Origin of the sequence: Agarivorans sp. 1_MG-2023, assembly GCF_030548385.1 — a bacterium.
Lineage (GTDB): Bacteria > Pseudomonadota > Gammaproteobacteria > Enterobacterales > Celerinatantimonadaceae > Agarivorans.
The window spans coordinates 261,360-278,555 of record NZ_JAUOSJ010000001.1 but is presented as its reverse complement, the minus strand read 5'-3'; the positions used below and the strand labels follow the sequence as shown (position 1 = coordinate 278,555).

At 42.4% G+C, this 17,196-nt stretch carries 12 protein-coding genes; 2 read left to right on the top strand and 10 right to left on the bottom strand.

Annotated features, from left to right (window positions below; translation table 11 throughout):
- Positions 1-2: 2 nt before the first annotated feature.
- Positions 3-701 (bottom strand): ABC transporter ATP-binding protein, encoded by a 699-nt coding sequence (locus Q4592_RS01000; protein ID WP_303508644.1) that lies wholly within the window; start codon positions 699-701, stop codon positions 3-5.
- Positions 702-719: 18 nt separating this feature from the next.
- On the opposite strand from Q4592_RS01000, the gene Q4592_RS00995 reads away from it, so the two are divergent.
- Positions 720-1,361, top strand: a complete 642-nt coding sequence (locus Q4592_RS00995) for an arylesterase (RefSeq protein WP_368509289.1) — start codon at positions 720-722, stop codon at positions 1,359-1,361.
- Here Q4592_RS00995 and Q4592_RS00990 read toward each other — a convergent pair whose 3' ends face one another.
- From Q4592_RS00990 to Q4592_RS00950, 9 genes are all read right to left on the bottom strand, one after another.
- Positions 1,362-1,913 carry a cell division protein ZapC domain-containing protein gene (locus Q4592_RS00990; protein WP_137672939.1) on the bottom strand — a complete coding sequence of 184 codons (552 nt, stop codon included), beginning with the start codon at positions 1,911-1,913 and terminating at the stop codon, positions 1,362-1,364. It lies immediately after the preceding gene.
- 89 nt (positions 1,914-2,002) lie between these two features.
- Complete coding sequence (gene pyrD / locus Q4592_RS00985) at positions 2,003-3,013, bottom strand: quinone-dependent dihydroorotate dehydrogenase (RefSeq protein ID WP_303508639.1); 1,011 nt, start codon at positions 3,011-3,013, stop codon at positions 2,003-2,005.
- A 57-nt stretch (positions 3,014-3,070) separates the two neighbouring features.
- The gene (locus Q4592_RS00980) at positions 3,071-7,900 is read right to left on the bottom strand and encodes an NAD-glutamate dehydrogenase (RefSeq protein WP_303508636.1); all 4,830 of its coding nucleotides are present in this window, start codon (positions 7,898-7,900) and stop codon (positions 3,071-3,073) included.
- 158 nt (positions 7,901-8,058) lie between these two features.
- Positions 8,059-8,277 (bottom strand): DUF2835 family protein, encoded by a 219-nt coding sequence (locus tag Q4592_RS00975; protein ID WP_303508633.1) that lies wholly within the window; start codon positions 8,275-8,277, stop codon positions 8,059-8,061.
- Between the two features lie 15 nt (positions 8,278-8,292).
- Positions 8,293-10,917 (bottom strand): aminopeptidase N, encoded by a 2,625-nt coding sequence (gene pepN, locus Q4592_RS00970; RefSeq protein WP_303508629.1) that lies wholly within the window; start codon positions 10,915-10,917, stop codon positions 8,293-8,295.
- A 143-nt stretch (positions 10,918-11,060) separates the two neighbouring features.
- Positions 11,061-12,440, bottom strand: coding sequence for a sodium-dependent transporter (locus Q4592_RS00965; RefSeq protein WP_303508626.1), 1,380 nt, complete (start codon positions 12,438-12,440; stop codon positions 11,061-11,063).
- A 198-nt stretch (positions 12,441-12,638) separates the two neighbouring features.
- Positions 12,639-14,015 (bottom strand): D-alanyl-D-alanine carboxypeptidase/D-alanyl-D-alanine-endopeptidase, encoded by a 1,377-nt coding sequence (dacB, locus tag Q4592_RS00960; RefSeq protein WP_303508623.1) that lies wholly within the window; start codon positions 14,013-14,015, stop codon positions 12,639-12,641.
- Between the two features lie 84 nt (positions 14,016-14,099).
- Positions 14,100-15,833, bottom strand: coding sequence for a DEAD/DEAH box helicase (locus tag Q4592_RS00955; RefSeq protein ID WP_303508620.1), 1,734 nt, complete (start codon positions 15,831-15,833; stop codon positions 14,100-14,102).
- A 161-nt stretch (positions 15,834-15,994) separates the two neighbouring features.
- Entirely contained in the window at positions 15,995-16,333 is a 339-nt protein-coding gene (locus Q4592_RS00950; protein WP_303508616.1) for a Grx4 family monothiol glutaredoxin, read from the bottom strand.
- Positions 16,334-16,547: 214 nt separating this feature from the next.
- Between Q4592_RS00950 and sodB the strand changes: the two genes are divergently transcribed.
- Entirely contained in the window at positions 16,548-17,129 is a 582-nt protein-coding gene (sodB, locus tag Q4592_RS00945) for a superoxide dismutase [Fe] (RefSeq protein ID WP_137672947.1), read from the top strand.
- Positions 17,130-17,196: the final 67 nt, after the last annotated feature.

Genomic DNA, 17,196 nt, shown 5'->3' with positions numbered 1-17,196 from the left:
CCTTATTGCTTGATAATTCTGCCGGCTTGCAAAGTAATTTGCCTTGCACAACGTTCTGCTAGCTTAAGCTCGTGAGTCACTAGTACAAGCGTTGTGCCTGACTGCTGATTTAGTTCAAACAATAAATCTTCAATAATTTGACCATTACTGTTATCGAGATTTGCCGATGGTTCATCGGCAAACAACACTTTTGGTTGGCTGATAAATGCGCGAGCAATTGCTACCCTTTGCTGCTCACCACCAGAGAGTTGATTGGGATAATGGTCGTGTCTTTCTGCCAAGCCTACTTTTTCTAACCACTGTTCTGCCAATTGCCTAGCGTTAGCCACCCCTTTAAGCTCAGCAGGTAACATTACGTTCTCAAGCGCCGATAAAGCAGGGACCAATAAAAACTGTTGGAAAATAAAGCCTACGTTTTCACGTCTTAAACTGGCTCTTTGCTCTTCATCCAAAGATTCCAAGTTTTGCCCACACAAGTTAACACTGCCTTGGCTAGCGCTATCTAAGCCTGCCAGAATACTTAACAAGGTGGTTTTCCCCGAACCAGATGCGCCTACTATGGCCAAAGACTCACCTTGCTTTATTTGCAGGTTTATATCGTTCAATAAACTCAGGTTTCCGGCATGAGTTGCAACATGATGATTGAGTCCGCTGGCGTTTATGATTATGTTAGGCGCTGAAGTTGATTCGGTTGTTGGCATAAAAGTAGGTGCTCAAGAATGATGGTTAGACACAAAAGTAAAAGTTTTTCGCTGTTCGCACTATTTGTTTTACTCTTTTTTACATTGAATACGACAGCTTTCGCTAATTCAAAATCTATTTTGATATTAGGCGACAGTTTAAGCGCAGGTTATGGCATGACAATCGACCAAGGTTGGGTTGCGCTCAGTCAACAATACTATAACGCGAATAATCAGCCAGTAGATCTTATCAACGCCAGTATTAGTGGTGAAACCACAGCTGGCGGGTTACGACGCCTTCCTAGCCTACTGGAACAACATAGCATTGATTGGTTACTGATTGAATTAGGTGGGAACGACGGTTTACAAGGTCACCCAACCAGTAATATTGAAAACAACTTAAACGCAATAATCGACTTGGCAAAGCAACACGATGTGCAGGTGGCATTAATGCAGATCCGTATTCCCCCTAACTATGGAAAGCGATACCGCCAAGCCTTTGAAGGACTTTACCCAAAAATTGCTGAACAGCAGCAAGTTAGCTACCTGCCCTTTTTTATTGAAGACATAGCGACTCAAACACATTTGATGCAAAACGATGGGATTCACCCTAATCAACAGGCACAGCCAATGATTAGCGAGCAAATGCAGCAGCAATTACTCGATTTGCTTTACAACTAGTTAGCCCGTTTGAGCAAAGCCATTTTGGTCTTGTAGTAGTTGTGACAAAGACGCTACGCGATCTTGCATCACCTTAATGGCCTCAAACTGATTCAGTGTTTTACGTTCGTCTAACACCATGCCCGCTTCTATCGTCATTAACGTATACGTTTGCTCGCTAACCTCAACCACTACACAACGTGTTTGCGAATGCTCGGTTTGTAAAACAGCCAAGCTACCCAGTTCCAGCAGATTTTGCGAAGAAGTCGCGATACTTTTGAAAAACCAACTTTGCGGCATTAAAGGTTTTAGAAATTGCGCTGAGGCAACAGCATTCAGGCAAATTTGAACTTTGATGGGATCTGACCAATTAAAGGATTCTAATTGCTCTAGAAATTGATAATAAAGCTGAGTGTGCTCGGCGGTAAATGGGCTGTCTTCTTGGGCATGTTGAACACAACGCTTTTTACACAACTTAGACACAAACAACATATTCGGCCCTAACTCAAGAGTCATTACTCCCTTATTAGAATCAAATACCCAGTGCCATTGTTTATTAGGTTGAATTAACATTATTTAAAAACAGAACTATCCGTGTTGAGCTCACTTAATAAACAAATGTACTACGTGAGCCCAACAAAAACAAATATATTTACTATTTTTTATACAGCATTCGATATTTGTTTAATTAATTCCGGGCCTTTGTAAATAAATCCACTATAAACCTGAACTAATTTAGCGCCTGCATCCATTTTTTCTTTTGCAGCCATGGCTGAATCTATTCCACCTACCCCGATAATTGGGATCTCAGATTTCAAATAATGATCTAATTTTCGAATCACTTCGGTAGACTTTAATTGCAAAGGACGACCACTCAAGCCACCAGTTTCAGCGGCGTGTGGCATACCCTCAATCATAGAGCGCTCAAGGGTAGTATTGGTGGCGATAACGCCATCAAGTTTATATTTGAGTAAAGAGTCACTTATCTGTTCTATTTCATCTTCAGATAAATCTGGTGCAATTTTGATCAATAAAGGAACGTGTTTATTATATTGCTGAGTTAATTGATCTTTACGCTCAGTCAGATCCTTTAATAGATCTTCTAATGCTTCACCATATTGTAAAGATCGTAAACCAGGAGTATTTGGACTAGATATATTAACAGCAATGTATGAAGCATGTGGAAACGCTTTATTCATGCCTATTAAATAATCATCTTTTCCTTTCTCAACAGGAGTATCAAAGTTTTTGCCAATATTGATCCCAAGGATCCCTTTGAACTGACTTTGTTCTACATTATTTATTAAGTTATCGATCCCTAAATTATTAAAGCCCATACGATTAATTAAACCATCGGCTTCTAATACCCTAAAGATACGTGGTTTGTCATTACCCGACTGCGCACGTGGTGTAACCGTACCTACTTCAACAAAACCAAAGCCCATTGCGTCAAACGCTTGAATACACTCACCGTTTTTATCTAAACCAGCGGCTAAACCCACCGGGTTAGGGAATGTAAGCCCCATTAGCTCTACCGGGTTAGAAGGTACATGTTGGCGATAAACACGATCTAACAGTGTTCCACCAGTGCGTTTAAACATCTCGATAGTAAGATCATGAGCGCGTTCTGGATCAAGTTGGAAAATTAGTTTTCGAGCAAGTGGGTAATACATTTAAACTCCTAGTATAAGACCCCCGAAGATGCAGGGCTTCGGGGGCAGTATTTTATACTAATTTACGGAGCAGTTTAAATTTAAAAGGTTCAATTCCCTCAATAAAACTGAAAATTTAGCAAACTCATGGGTATTACCGGTCTTAAAGTCCGCTAACATGTGGTTCCAACGGTCTAACAGGCCTTCATGAGCAGCTAACCAATCATCTAGCGCGTCGCTACTTTCCATTTTAGCAGCCCACTTAAGTGCACTCACGGTAAGTTGACGTTGTTGCCAATCCAGATCTTCCCTAAACGAGGATCTTGCTAATGCCTGCCAATGATTATCAACGCTTTGCAGATTAATTTGCGCTAAGAACCAGTGCAAACCAATGTTTGCCCCCAAGTTAAAGTAAAGCCTGGCTACCGCTACAATATCTTGCTCAGCCTGCTCTGCTACTTCAGTAAGATCTAGTACCGAATAAATCGAATTCATTTTAGCCATTGCACAAGCGATATCCGCAGGTACATGTTGGTCTTGCAACTCTTTCGATTCGGCGTTTACTAGTTTTACTTCTTCAGGAGCAAGAACTTCCATTAAGCTTTGCTGTAACTGTAAGTAACTAGGTCGGTAACGATCTATTTGTTGGGCAATACTTAACGAACGATCGCGTAGCGTTAAGAAACGACGTGTAGCGCGACGAATAATTCGACGCATGTTATCCATCATCTTAAGCTGCAACTGTGCGTTCACTTTATTGTCGAGGCTCTCAATCTTGTCAAACAACTCCCACACACCAAATACTTGGCAGGCAATCACATAACAAGTACAAATTTCTGCTGGATGAGCACCGGTTTCTTCGACTAAGCGCGTTACAAAGTTAAAACCAACGTCGTCTACCACTTTGTTTGCCAATCGAGTCGCCACAATTTCGTGACGTAAAGGATGGCTATACATTTGCTCTACATAGCGCTCTTGTAGCAATACTGGAAAAGATTTAACTAGGGTTTGGCTCAAATATGGATCTTCAGTGACTTCTTCAACATTGAACCACTCTTTGAGTACCATTTTCCCGTAAGCCACCAACACAGATAATTCCGGACGGGTTAACCCTAAACCATTGGATTGGCGCTCTATTAATTCTTCGTCTGTAGGTAAAAACTCCAGGCTTCTGTTGAGTAAACCATCCCGCTCTAGGGCGTGCATAAAGCGAATGATTTCTTTAACCGTGCTGGCACCTAATTGCTCAGTAATGCTAATCGACTGCCCTTGGCGATAGGCATTTTCGAGCACTATTTCTGAAACGTTTTCGGTCATATCCACTAACAACTTGTTACGTTGTTTCTCGGTAAGATCTCCGTTTGTAACTAAACCATTTAGCAGAATTTTGATATTTACTTCGTTATCAGAGCAATCTACGCCACCTACGTTGTCAGTAAAATCGGTGTTTATACGGCCGCCATTGGCTGCAATCTCAATTCTACCAAGCTGGGTAATTCCAAGGTTTCCGCCTTCACCAACAATTTTAGCGCCTAACTGATTACCATTAATCCGCAGGCTGTCGTTGGCGCGATCTCCCACATCGGAGTCTGATTCGCTGGTAGATTTAATATAAGTTCCAATACCGCCATTCCAGAACAGATCGACGGGTGAACACAAAATAAGTTTAATTAAGGCGTTAGGCGTTACATTAGTTTCTTTGGTTGCTAGCAATTTTTGAATTTGTGGGCTCAACTTAATTGATTTAGCACTACGCAAGAAAATGCCACCGCCTTCGCTAATTAGGCTGGTGTTGTAGTCTTGCCAAGACGAACGAGGTAACTCAAATAAACGCTTACGCTCTATAAACGAACTCGCAGCATCAGGCGTTGGATCAATAATAATGTGCATATGGTTAAATGCAGCCACTAAACAGGTATGTTTAGATAACAACATACCATTACCAAATACATCTCCAGCCATATCGCCTACAGCAACACAGCTAAAGTCTGTGGTTTGGCAATCAACACCAATTTCTCGAAAGTGACGTTTTACCGATTCCCAAGCACCACGAGCAGTGATGCCCATGCCTTTGTGGTCGTAGCCATTGCTACCACCAGAGGCAAATGCGTCTCCCATCCAAAATTGATACTCATGGCTTAATTGGTTAGCAATATCTGAAAAGGTTGCCGTGCCTTTATCGGCGGCTACTACCAAATAAGGGTCGTCTTCATCTCGGCGTACCACTTGCTTAGGTGGGACTATTTCACCTTTTACATTGTTGTCGGTAATGTCTAGCAAACCACGAATAAAGATGCGATAGCACTCCTTACCTTCCGTTAGCCACGCGTCTCTATCACTGGCACTTGGTAGGCGTTTACAAACAAAGCCACCTTTTGCGCCAACCGGAACAATCACCGTATTTTTTACTTGTTGTGCTTTAACTAAACCCAACACTTCAGTTCTGAAGTCTTCTCGGCGATCAGACCAACGTAATCCGCCACGGGCTACTTTACCGCCGCGTAAGTGCACCCCTTCTACTCGAGGAGAATAGACAAAGATTTCAAACATTGGGACAGGCTGTGGCATGTCGGAGATCAAGCTTGGATTCATCTTAAATGAGATATAATCTTTAATGCCTTTTTCTTGGTTAAGCTGATAAAAGTTGGTTCGTAACGTCGCTTTAATCATTTCCAAATAACGACGAATGATTCGGTCGTCATCAAGGTTCTCTACGCCATCTAACAAGCTAATTAGCTTGGCTTCTATTTTCTCTTCCGTTTTATCTGAACGTTTTAAACTCGGATTAAAACGGCGACGGAACAACTCCATGAGTAGCATTGAGATATCAGGGTAATTAGCAAAGGTTTCTTCAATATAACTTTGACTAAAATTACTGCCTATTTGGCGCATATATTTAGCGTAAGCGCGCAATAACGCCACATCTCTCCCCGAGGCTTGTGCAGCCAATACCAAACGGTTAAAGCCATCATCTTCAAGTTGGCCAGACCAAATCTCGGCTAAGGCATGCTGGAAGTTATCTCGATTTTGTTCAATATCTAAGTCTTGTGCACCAACAAACAACATCGCGAAGTCTAGTACCCAATACACTTTGTCGTCGCTAGTGGTTAGCCGATAAGGTGTTTCACCAATAACGCGAAGCCCCATATTCTCTAACATCGGGAGAATGTCGGATAAGTGCAAAGGCTCATTTAAGTGAAATAGCTTTAAGCGTACATGGTTGGTATTGAGCTTTTCCTCTTGTGGGCGATAAAACAACATACCGAGTTGGTTTTCATCACCTAAGTCTTCAAACTGAATAATGTCTGCCACTGCAGAGCCTGGTAGCACGTTTTCTTTATAAGAACGTGGAAAGGCTGTTTGGTATTTGTTGCTTAACTGAATCGCGCGTTCTTCGCCAAAATTAGAAATCAGTGAGTCAACTAACCTATCTTCCCAAGTTCTAGCCGCTTCAATGAGGTTGGTTTGTAACTCGCTCAAGTCGAACTCCTGATTATTATCTACTCTCACAAGGTAATGAGTTCGTGCCATTGACCCTTCGGTGAAATAGGTAGAAAACTCCACATCTTCTTTAGATTTAAAATGTTGCTTTAGAATCTGTTGGCTATGAATACGTAAAGCCGTGTTGTAACGCTCTTTGGTGGTGTACACCAAACAAGAATAGAAACGACCGTAGATGTCTTTGCGTACAAACAGCTTCACTAAATCGCGTTCTTGAATTTGTTCAACACCCAAGCCAATATCGAGCAACTCATCTTCGGTGGCTTGAATTAACTCATCGCGCGGATAAGTCTCCATGATATTCAGCAAAGACTTATAAGCGTGGGAGCCAGCCGGCAAATCGGAGTTCACCATAATTCTGGCGAGCTTTTGATTAATTAATGGGATCTCTAAGGCACTGCGGTTATAAATGGATGAAGCATATAAACCGATAAAGCGATGTTCACCAATTACTGTGCCTTTACTATCAAAAATCTTCACGCCAACATGGTCGATATAGGCGGGACGATGTACTCGTGACTTGTGATTGCTTTTATTAAGCACCAAGGGCGTTTGATTAGTGGCGAGATCTCGTCCGGCACTTGTGTAACTTGATAGGGTCACCACTTGGCTGGTGACATATTCTCTGTACAAACCTAAGCTGCCGCTTTCGTCCGGAATCAGTTGTAAATCACCTTTGATCTTTTTCAAACTATAGTGACGATAGCCCATCAAAGTGAAATTATTATCTGCCATCCAGGCCAAAAAGGCGGTACTTTGGCTCAACGACTCTTCACCCGCTAAACCTTTACTCTTAGCCAATTCATTACTAACCGTTTTCAGCTTTTCTAACATCAAAGCCCAGTCATTTACCACTACATTGACTTCGTCTAATACGGTATTCAATTCTTTGCTTAAACGACGCAGCGCTTTTTCGTCACTTTGGCGATCAATCTCAATCATAAATACGGTTTGATTGCCCAACTCAGCATGCTGCACATCATGCACTGCGGTGATTTGATTGTTCGCATCTCTATCTAAACGCATTGGCTGATGCATTAGCAGATGGGTATTTATGCCACTACGCCCTAACGCCATCCGCATAGAATCCACCAAAAACGGCGAATCTGGAACCACAATCTCGATAATAGTATGAGTAGATTGCCAGCCATGGCGGCTTAGTTCAGGGTTATAAACATTGATATGACGGTCGCAGGTTTGAGTGAGATTGAGGGCGTTCCACAAGCCCACCCCTACCCCATATAAATCGCTGTCGCTGCGATTGGCGAGATCGTCGCTGCCCATGCCAGAAAACAGCCGAGAGAGAAACTCCTCGGCTAATGGCGCAGCCTTTGAATCAAGTTTCTGATTAACAATTTGGTAGACTTTTTTAAGCAGTACGGAGGCGTGTTGCTGCGCTCTTGTCATAACGCATTCCTTATCCTAGTAGAGTAAAATTATTATTGTTTAAAACAATGGCTTATTGTTTATTTTAGTGTAGTTCGGTTTAGAAAATAATCGATAAGATATACGCTAAACCTTACAAACAATTAGACCATGCTTTTACATTTTTACAACATTGTTGACTAGAATTTTTGAAGCGATAGGAATTTATTTTCGTTATCGGTAGATAAGACAAAACGACCGCTCACTCCACCAGAGTTTAAAAAAGGTAAAAAGCGAAGCGCTGGGATTTGGATCCGCTTACCGGTTTGGTCGGTAGCGATAACTGAACGGGCGCTACCTTTGTAGACCCGTTCAAACTCCAAGTAAGAAATGTGTAAATTAAAGATGTACTGCTTCATCGGATACTTAGTTAATTAAGCCTTTAGTTGCTGTAAACCATTAGTGACTTTTTCAAATAAATCTTTACTAAGATCGTCCAAGCCAGCTAATCGTTCTAATTGCTTAATTATCAACCCTTTGCGCTCATCGTCAAGTTTCACGGTTTGAATTAATGGCGTGATTAAACGAGACGCAACCTGTGGGTTTTGAGTATTAAGAATACACAGAATATCTGTTAGGTAGCGGTAACCAGAACCATCTTTAGCATGGAAATGACGAGCATTGTTATTAGCAAAGCTACCCATTAAGGAGCGAACTCGATTTGGGTTTTCCATGGTAAAGCTTGGGTGTTGGCTTAAGCCCTTAACCCGTTCTAATGCGCCATCCTCTGAAAAGCTCGCTTGTAATGCTAACCACTTATCCATCACCAAACCATCGTGCTGCCAGTTTTTCTCATAATCGTTAAACATGGCTGCACGCTGTTCGATAGCAGCATTATTTGCAGCAGACATGGCAGCAAGTTTATTGGTCATTAATGGGCTTTCAAAATAAGCGTCTGCCACTAAACTAGGTTTGCTATAGGCCAAATACTGTAAACAAGCCGCGCGTAATGAGCGTAAGGCAATATCTGAGTGGGCTAAACTTTGTTGGTCTTGTTCAGCGCAGCGTTGTTCTAGCACCAAGAACTGCTCGGCTAAGTGCTCTGCCAATTTTTCGATAAAGAAATCACGCGCCTTAGCAATAGCATCAATATCTACTCGCTCAAAGCTATCGGCGATTTCGTTTTCGCCACTAATCGTTAGCAACTCTGCCAATAAGCCTTTATCGATATTTTGATCTTCCAGTAACTGGCGGAACGTAGTTACAATTGCTTGATCTATTTCTAAGGCTTTATCTTGCTGAATAGCACTCACAGCCTGAACCATCCACCCAGTCACTAATTTTTGCATACCGTCCCAACGAGCGAAGGTATTTGAAGCATGATTAATAATCAGCAATAGCTGCTCGGTAGAATAAGACAGCTCTAACTTAACCGGCGCAGAGAATTCTTGCAGCATAACCAAAGTAGGCTGTTCGCTAATGTTATCAAACAACCACGTTTGCTTATCTTCAGTTAACTCCAGCACCTCTGACACAGCTGAGCCATTAATTTCTAGCGCAAAAGCCTGTCCGCTGTTAGCCAATAGCTCAATAGATACCGGAATATGTAGCGCTTGTTTGTTGGTTTGCTCGGCCGTTGCAGGCGTATGTTGGCGAATGCTTAAACTGAATTGCTTGTTTACTTCATCGTAGGTACTTTCAACATTGAGTATCGGTGTACCCGACTGGCTATACCAGCGTTTAAACACCGTTAAATCTTTGCCACTGGCATCTTGCATTGCGCTAACAAAGTCATCGCAGGTAGCTGCTTGGCCGTCATGGCGCTCTACATATGTTTGCATACCAGCCTGAAAGCCCTCTTCGCCCAATAAAGTATGCAGCATACGAATCACTTCTGCGCCCTTCTCATACACTGTAAGGGTGTAAAAGTTGTTCATCTCAATCACTTTATCGGGGCGGATTGGATGCGCCATTGGGCCTGCGTCTTCAGCAAACTGGTGGCTACGCAATACTCGAACATTCTTAATACGGTTTACCGCGCGCGAGCCTAAATCAGAGCTAAACTCTTGATCACGAAATACGGTTAATCCTTCTTTTAAAGACAGTTGAAACCAATCTCGACAAGTAATGCGGTTACCCGTCCAGTTGTGAAAATACTCATGACCAATCACGGCTTCAATGCCTAAAAAGTCGTTATCTGTAGCACTTTCTTTGTTGGCCAACACATACTTTGAGTTAAATACGTTTAAGCCTTTATTCTCCATGGCCCCCATGTTGAAAAAATCAACCGCCACAATCATGTAAATATCTAAGTCATATTCAAGATTAAAGCGCTCTTCATCCCATTTCATAGAGGCTTTTAAAGACGCCATTGCATGCTCGGTTCGGTTCAGGTTGCCCTTATCAACAAATAATTCTAAGGCAATCGTTCGACCAGACTGAGTCACAAAGCTGTCTTCCAATAAATCAAAGTCACCTGCGACTAAAGCAAACAAATAACAAGGTTTTGGAAATGGGTCTTGCCAGCTTACCCAGTGTTTGCCGTTTTCTAATTCGCCTTGGTCAACCTTATTACCATTGGATAGCAAAAATGGATATTGAGCTTGGTCAGCAATAATCTTGGTAGAATACGTCGCCAGTACATCGGGACGATCTAAGAAATAAGTAATGCGGCGAAAACCTTCTGCCTCACATTGCGTACAAAACGCATCACCCGATTGATATAAGCCTTCAAAGGCTTTATTTTCTGCCGGATTAATTTGAGTAACAATGGCTAGTTCAAACTGTTCTGGAAGGTTTCGAATGACCAGTTGAGAATCACTCTTTTGATAGTCTTGGTGTGTGTTGCCATTAACTCGTAAACTAACTAACTCAAGCTTTTCGCCATCTAATATCAGATCACAAGCCTGTTCAGCTTTACGCACGACGGATGACACCGCAGTAACTCGAGTAGATTGAGGTTCTAAATCAAACTCTAAGGCCACACTATCGATTGTGTAAGCGGGTGCTTGGTAGTCTGAGCGGAATTTGGCTGTAGGTTGAGCTGAAGAGTCGGCCATGAAACGTCCTTATATAGAATGTCGAAAATACATGAATTAAGATGAAGTTATTGTAAAAGATATTAGTTAGTGCAGCTAACCTTTTTAGCTTAAGGCTAAAAACAAAAAAGTCGGCCTAAGCCGACTTTTTAATAGCAATAAACTTAGAACGACAGTAAGCCCACCGCATTCAAAAATACTACTGCAATAGCGATTGGCGATATGAAGCGCACGCTTTTAGAGAACATTTGAAAAGCTTGGCTTTCTAAACCCATTCCTTTCTTAACGTTGTCAGCTTGAACAATCCAACCTACAAAGACAGCAATGAATAAGCCACCAAGTGGTAGAAGAATGTTCGCGGTAATGTAATCTAGAACTTCAAAAAAGTTTTTACCCATTGGGCTTTCTTCAAATTGGAATATCTCCCAACCTGCAAATGAGCCAATCGTACCTAAGCTTAATAACCAAACCGCACCACCAGATACAATAGCAGCAATATTACGGCGGAAACCTTTACGCTCAACAAGGTATGCTGAAGTAGACTCAAGCAATGCTAACGCCGACGTAAATGCCGCTACTGTAACCATTACGAAGAATATTGTTGATACCACTCCACCTAGCGGCATAGTACCAAAGGCAATAGGTAACGATACAAACAGTAAACCTGGGCCCGCACTTGGCTCAATGCCATTGGCAAATACAATCGGGTAAATAGCTAAACCAGCCATTAGCGCAACCACAGTATCGGCGATGGCAATGTAGATAGAGGTTTTAGCAATAGACGCACCTTCAGGCAGGTAAGCGCCATAAACCATCATAATGCCCGAAGACAAACTTAGCGTGAAGAAGGCATGGCCTAGGGCCATAAGTACGCCATTTATGGTCAATTTAGAAAAATCAGGACTAAACATGAAGCTAACTGCGGCGGCAAAATCACCGGTTACAGCTGCATAGATCATGATAATAGTAAGCAATACAAATAGCGCAGGCATTAACAAGGTAACGATACGCTCTAGGCCTTTAGTAACGCCCTTAGCCAAAACGACTACAGTGCCAACTATTACCAACGTAGCCCAAAGAATAAGTTGCTTTGGATCAGAGGTTAAATCGCCAAATAGCGCACCAATTTGTTTCGCATCGCCTGCTGCAGCAGAAATGTCGCCACCAGCAGATTTGAATACATACGCAACCGCCCAACCGGCAATAACGATGTAAAAACTCAATACTAAAAAGCCTGCAAGTACGCCCATGCCACCAATGAAGGCCCAGTTTTTAGAACGACCATTTTCTAAGGCGACTTTTGCGACAGCGTTCGCCGGTGTCGAACGGCCTTGTTTACCTAAATAAACCTCGGCCATCATCACCGGAATACCAATGAAAAGAATACATAATAGATACACTAGAACGAAGGCACCACCGCCATTTTCGCCCATAATGTAAGGGAATTTCCAAATATTACCTAAACCTACAGCAGCACCGGTAGCCGCTAAAATGTAAGCAAAGTTACTCGACCAGCGATTGCTCACTGAAGTGTTATTACTCATGATTTTCTCTTTTTATATTGTGTTTGCTAATTGCGTCCGTGTTTTAGGCCGCCGATCTAAGCATAAACAGAATGAGAATTACAGATAAAATGAATCTTTATGCTGAATTTATGCGATCCGTCATTACAAGCAATCTATATAACACTCAATAGTCAGTTTAATATGCCGAATAATAATTCTTCAACAATGCATAAATTGCTATTTTATTGCAGCTAACTGTTGTTTAAGCCAGTCCCTTTCATAGCCTAGTACTGGATGAATTATTTGTCGTTGCCTTAGGGCCTTAGTTTGTTGCTCATTTAACGATACCCCATTTGTCATAAATACAAAGGGCGTCATTTTTCCCTGTTTTTCAATAAAACCCACTAGATTTATTACGCCGTTTACATAGCCACTTTTAGCATGAATATGTGCTTTCAACGGTGGGCGCGTTACACTGCGTCGATACTTTAAAGTGCCACTCACCCCAGCTACCGGCAACTTATCAATAAGCGGGGTTAAATCAGGATCTATTAACCAAAGCTCAAGCAGGTTGTAGAGCAACTCGGCGCTGACCAAGTTTTCTCGAGATAAACCGGAGCCATCTCTTAAAGCCGTATAGCTGAGATCTAGGCCTAGCTCGGTTAATTGTTGCTTAACTAACTCGCTAGCGGCTTGATAACTACCCGCCCGTTGTTGCTCCACAGCAATCGTCTTAAACAAACTATCGGCAGTGAGGTTGTCCGATTCCACCAGCATGAATTCTACTAAATCGATGAGCGGAACCGAGCGGTGACTGAATGTTGAATCATATTCAGATAACTGGGTGCGATAACTTATTTTACCTTGGTAAGTCACCCCAAGTTGACGTAATACTCTACGTAACTTAAGCGTGAAATATTGCTGTTCATCATTAATCGAAAAACGTAACGGCATCATCCTAGCGTTTTGGTTAATACAACCTGTGAGTTGATACTGGTTGTTATCTCCCACTATCAAGCTTTGTTCACAATCTTGATGCTCTCTACTCACCGTGGTTATCTGGTTATCAATGCTCAGTAACTGAGTATCACTCACATGAAGTTTGCTTAACTGGCCTAATTCTCCTGGCTTTAAGTTGCCGTTGACACAATTGCTATCGATGTTCAGCGCACTCACAGGTGAGGCAAAACAAATGCCTATATCATTCCAAACTTGGCCTTGGCTACGGGTATGACCACTAAAAACTCCCTCATCTATGGTTATTGAAGCCACTTTTTTTCCAAAACCTTTAGTGACTTGAGCTAATAGAGATTTAAGATCTTGGGAGGTAAAACTGGGGTCTCCGCGCATATGTAAGCGAAGATGCAGCCCTTCGGGACTAGGTTTCACACTCACTTGGGTATTAAAGCGATAATCTGCACCAAGTTGTTTAATGGCTGCAGTGGCGGTAATCACCTTTAAAGTACTAGCCGGGGTAAGCAACAATTGGCTGTTTTGAGAACCATTAGGCCCAACATAGCTAACAATGGTTCCAGGAGGCGAAACTAGTGCAGCTTGACTAGCCAGTGAGAAAAAACCAAACCAGAGAAGGGAAATTTTAATAAACAGGGGCATGTTAATCGGCATTCATAAAATCAGTACCGAGAGTATATAAAAAAGGTGAACCGAAGTTCACCTTTTGCTTGTTATTTTAACTGCCTATTGAGCTATCAACTCTAAACGCATCGCACGTTGGCGAACAAAACTACGTTTTAGATGATTGAATGTTTTCTCAGGCATACCACTTGGTAGCTCTACCGTTGAGTAGCTATCAAACAATTTTACGCTACCAATGTAATCGCTGCTGATATTCGCTTCGTTGGCAATGGCACCTACAATGTGTTTAGTTTGAACACCATGTTCTTTACCAGCATCTACGCGGTAAGTGTTCATTTCAACATCTGCAGTGCGACGTTTACGTTTAGCTGCGCCGGCTTCGTTACGACTTGGGCGTTCGCCGCGCTCTCCACCACGTTGACCGCGATGATTACGCTCACCACGTTCGCCGCGTTGCGAGCGTTCGCCACGTTGTCCGCGTTCATTGCTGAAGCGTGAAGAACGAGGTTCTGGGTCGGTAGGCAGTTTAAACGGACGTGCTGTTTGAGCTTGGAACAACAAAGCGGTAGCGAGTTCAAGTTCGCTCATGCCAAGGTTGGTCGCAAGTTCAGAAGCAATCGTTTGGTAATCTTCTAATTGTGCATTTTCTACTGCTGCAGCAAGCTTTTCTTGGAAGCTAGAAACACGTTTCTTCTCAATTTCTTCACGAGTAGGTAGCTGCATTTGCTCAATCTTTTGACGTGTTACGCGTTCAATGTTGCGCAACAAACGCTGTTCACGATAACCAACAAACATTACCGCTTTACCGCTGCGTCCAGCTCGACCTGTACGGCCAATACGGTGAACGTAAGCTTCAGCGTCATATGGAATGTCAAAGTTAACCACTAAGCCAATGCGTTCTACATCTAAACCACGTGCTGCAACATCAGTTGCTACTACAATGTCTAGCTTGCCAGATTTCAAACGAGTAATCGTGCGCTCACGCATGCTTTGGTTCATGTCGCCGTTCAGTGCAGCAACACTGAAGCCTTTCGCTTCCAAACGCTCAGCAATATCAGTGGTTGAGGTTTTTGTGCGGGCAAAAATAATTGAAGCGCTGTCGCTGTTAACTTCTAGAATACGGGCCAACGCTTCTATTTTGTTTAAACCAGCAACGTGCCAATAGAACTGCTCAATATTTGATACAGTTTGAGTCTTAGCCGCAATTTTTACTTCTTTTGGCTCAGACATGTAATTTTTAGTGATGTTTTTAATTGCCGGCGGCATCGTTGCCGAGAACAACGCTGTTTGGCGCTCCTTAGGCATATCGCGCATAATGCGTTCAACATCATCAATAAAGCCCATACGTAGCATTTCATCTGCTTCGTCTAATACTAGGGCTTTTAGTTGGTCAAGCTTAAGCTTGCCACGATCTAGGTGATCGATAGTACGTCCAGGCGTACCAACAACAATTTGAGGGCCACGACGTAGCTCTTTAATTTGTTGTCCGTAATCTGCACCACCATAAATAGGCAGCACGCGTAAACCAGGAATATGACGACTAAAGTCTTTAATGGCATCGGCTACTTGGTTAGCTAGTTCACGCGTAGGAGCAAGAACCAACATTTGTGGCGCGCTTAGCTTAGGGTCTAACTTTGCAATTAACGGCAAAGAAAAAGCAGCGGTTTTACCGGTACCTGTTTGTGCTAAGCCAAGTACATCATGTCCTTCCAGCAGCAATGGAATGGTTTTTTCCTGAATAGGAGACGGTGTCTCGAATCCAATCTCGGAAATAGCTTTTAAAATGGTTTCAGGTAGAGCGAATTGCTCAAAACTTGAACTGCTGGATTCGGTCATATTTGGCCCACAATTATTTAAAGGATGCGCACTATACGCTTTTGATCACAAAAAGTCTCATTGATTTTACATTTTTATGGAAAAACATTAGCCGTCTTGATAGGCGACAATAAAAAACCGCTCTAGTGAGCGGTTAGTAGCTTTTAGTATAGGCTATCTTTCTATTCTTCTTCCGCTGCTGGGTACTTTTCAGCAGTTTCTTTTATAAGAGGTTGTAGCTCACCAGTGCGGAACATTTCCATGATGATGTCACAACCGCCCACTAGCTCACCTTCAACCCAAAGTTGTGGGAAGGTTGGCCAATCAGCGTAATTTGGTAGCTCTGCACGAATGTCTGGATTTTGTAGAATATCTACATACGCGAAACGTTCACCACATTGCATAACGGCTTCTACTGTTTGCGCAGAAAAGCCACAGCTTGGGAACTTAGGCGAACCTTTCATGTAAAGTAGAATTGGGTTTTCAGCAATTTGCTGTTTGATTTTCTCAATCGTTTCCATTTTAAACTTCTCTAATTTTTACACTAAGTCTATTCTAGGTGTTGGGCGTACCCTAGCAAAAATAGTCGCCGATTTCACCACTTTGCGCTAGATCAATTTTTTTTAGTGTTTTTGCTTTGCCACATAAAGCACTAGTGCTAAACTCGTTTGTAAAGTTTTTACTATATAAAAGATTGCGCTGATTCAGCCAATTATAACAAGGAGAGAAAAAACAATGGCATTTACATTACCTGCTTTACCGTACGCACAAGACGCGCTTGAGCCACACATCTCAGCAGAGACTTTGTCTTTCCACTACGGCAAGCACCACAACACTTACGTAGTAAAGTTAAACGGTTTAGTTGAAGGCACCGATTTAGCAGAAAAAAGCCTAGAAGAGATTATTAAAACTTCTACTGGTGGTGTATTCAATAACGCTGCTCAAATATGGAACCACACCTTCTACTGGAACTGTTTAGCGCCAAACGCTGGCGGTCAACCTACTGGTGCTTTGGCAGCAGCAATTGACGCAAGCTTCGGTTCTTTCGATGAGTTCAAAGCAAAATTCACTGATAGTGCAATTAACAACTTTGGTTCTAGCTGGACTTGGTTAGTTAAAAACGCTGACGGTAGTTTAGCCATCGTTAATACTAGCAACGCTGCTACACCGTTAACTGATGAAGGCGTTACACCACTATTCACTTGTGATTTGTGGGAACACGCATACTACATTGATTACCGTAACGTTCGCCCTGATTACTTAAACGCTTTTTGGGCTTTAGCTAACTGGGAATTTGCTGCTGCAAACTTCGCATAAGCTAAATACCTAGCAAGGCAATAAAAAAGGGCGCTATTAGTAGCGCCCTTTTTGTTATCTAACTTTT

Excerpts from the sequence above, each read along its gene's own strand:
- Q4592_RS00995 (WP_368509289.1), top strand. The coding sequence starts at position 720 with ATGATGGTTAGACACAAAAGTAAAAGTTTTTCGCTGTTCGCACTATTT.
- Q4592_RS01000 (WP_303508644.1), bottom strand. The coding sequence starts at position 701 with ATGCCAACAACCGAATCAACTTCAGCGCCTAACATAATCATAAACGCC.
- Q4592_RS00980 (WP_303508636.1), bottom strand. The coding sequence starts at position 7,900 with ATGACAAGAGCGCAGCAACACGCCTCCGTACTGCTTAAAAAAGTCTAC.
- pyrD (WP_303508639.1), bottom strand. The coding sequence starts at position 3,013 with ATGTATTACCCACTTGCTCGAAAACTAATTTTCCAACTTGATCCAGAA.
- Q4592_RS00965 (WP_303508626.1), bottom strand. The coding sequence starts at position 12,440 with ATGAGTAATAACACTTCAGTGAGCAATCGCTGGTCGAGTAACTTTGCT.
- Q4592_RS00975 (WP_303508633.1), bottom strand. The coding sequence starts at position 8,277 with ATGAAGCAGTACATCTTTAATTTACACATTTCTTACTTGGAGTTTGAA.
- sodB (WP_137672947.1), top strand. The coding sequence starts at position 16,548 with ATGGCATTTACATTACCTGCTTTACCGTACGCACAAGACGCGCTTGAG.
- pepN (WP_303508629.1), bottom strand. The coding sequence starts at position 10,917 with ATGGCCGACTCTTCAGCTCAACCTACAGCCAAATTCCGCTCAGACTAC.
- Q4592_RS00990 (WP_137672939.1), bottom strand. The coding sequence starts at position 1,913 with ATGTTAATTCAACCTAATAAACAATGGCACTGGGTATTTGATTCTAAT.
- Q4592_RS00955 (WP_303508620.1), bottom strand. The coding sequence starts at position 15,833 with ATGACCGAATCCAGCAGTTCAAGTTTTGAGCAATTCGCTCTACCTGAA.
- Q4592_RS00950 (WP_303508616.1), bottom strand. The coding sequence starts at position 16,333 with ATGGAAACGATTGAGAAAATCAAACAGCAAATTGCTGAAAACCCAATT.
- dacB (WP_303508623.1), bottom strand. The coding sequence starts at position 14,015 with ATGCCCCTGTTTATTAAAATTTCCCTTCTCTGGTTTGGTTTTTTCTCA.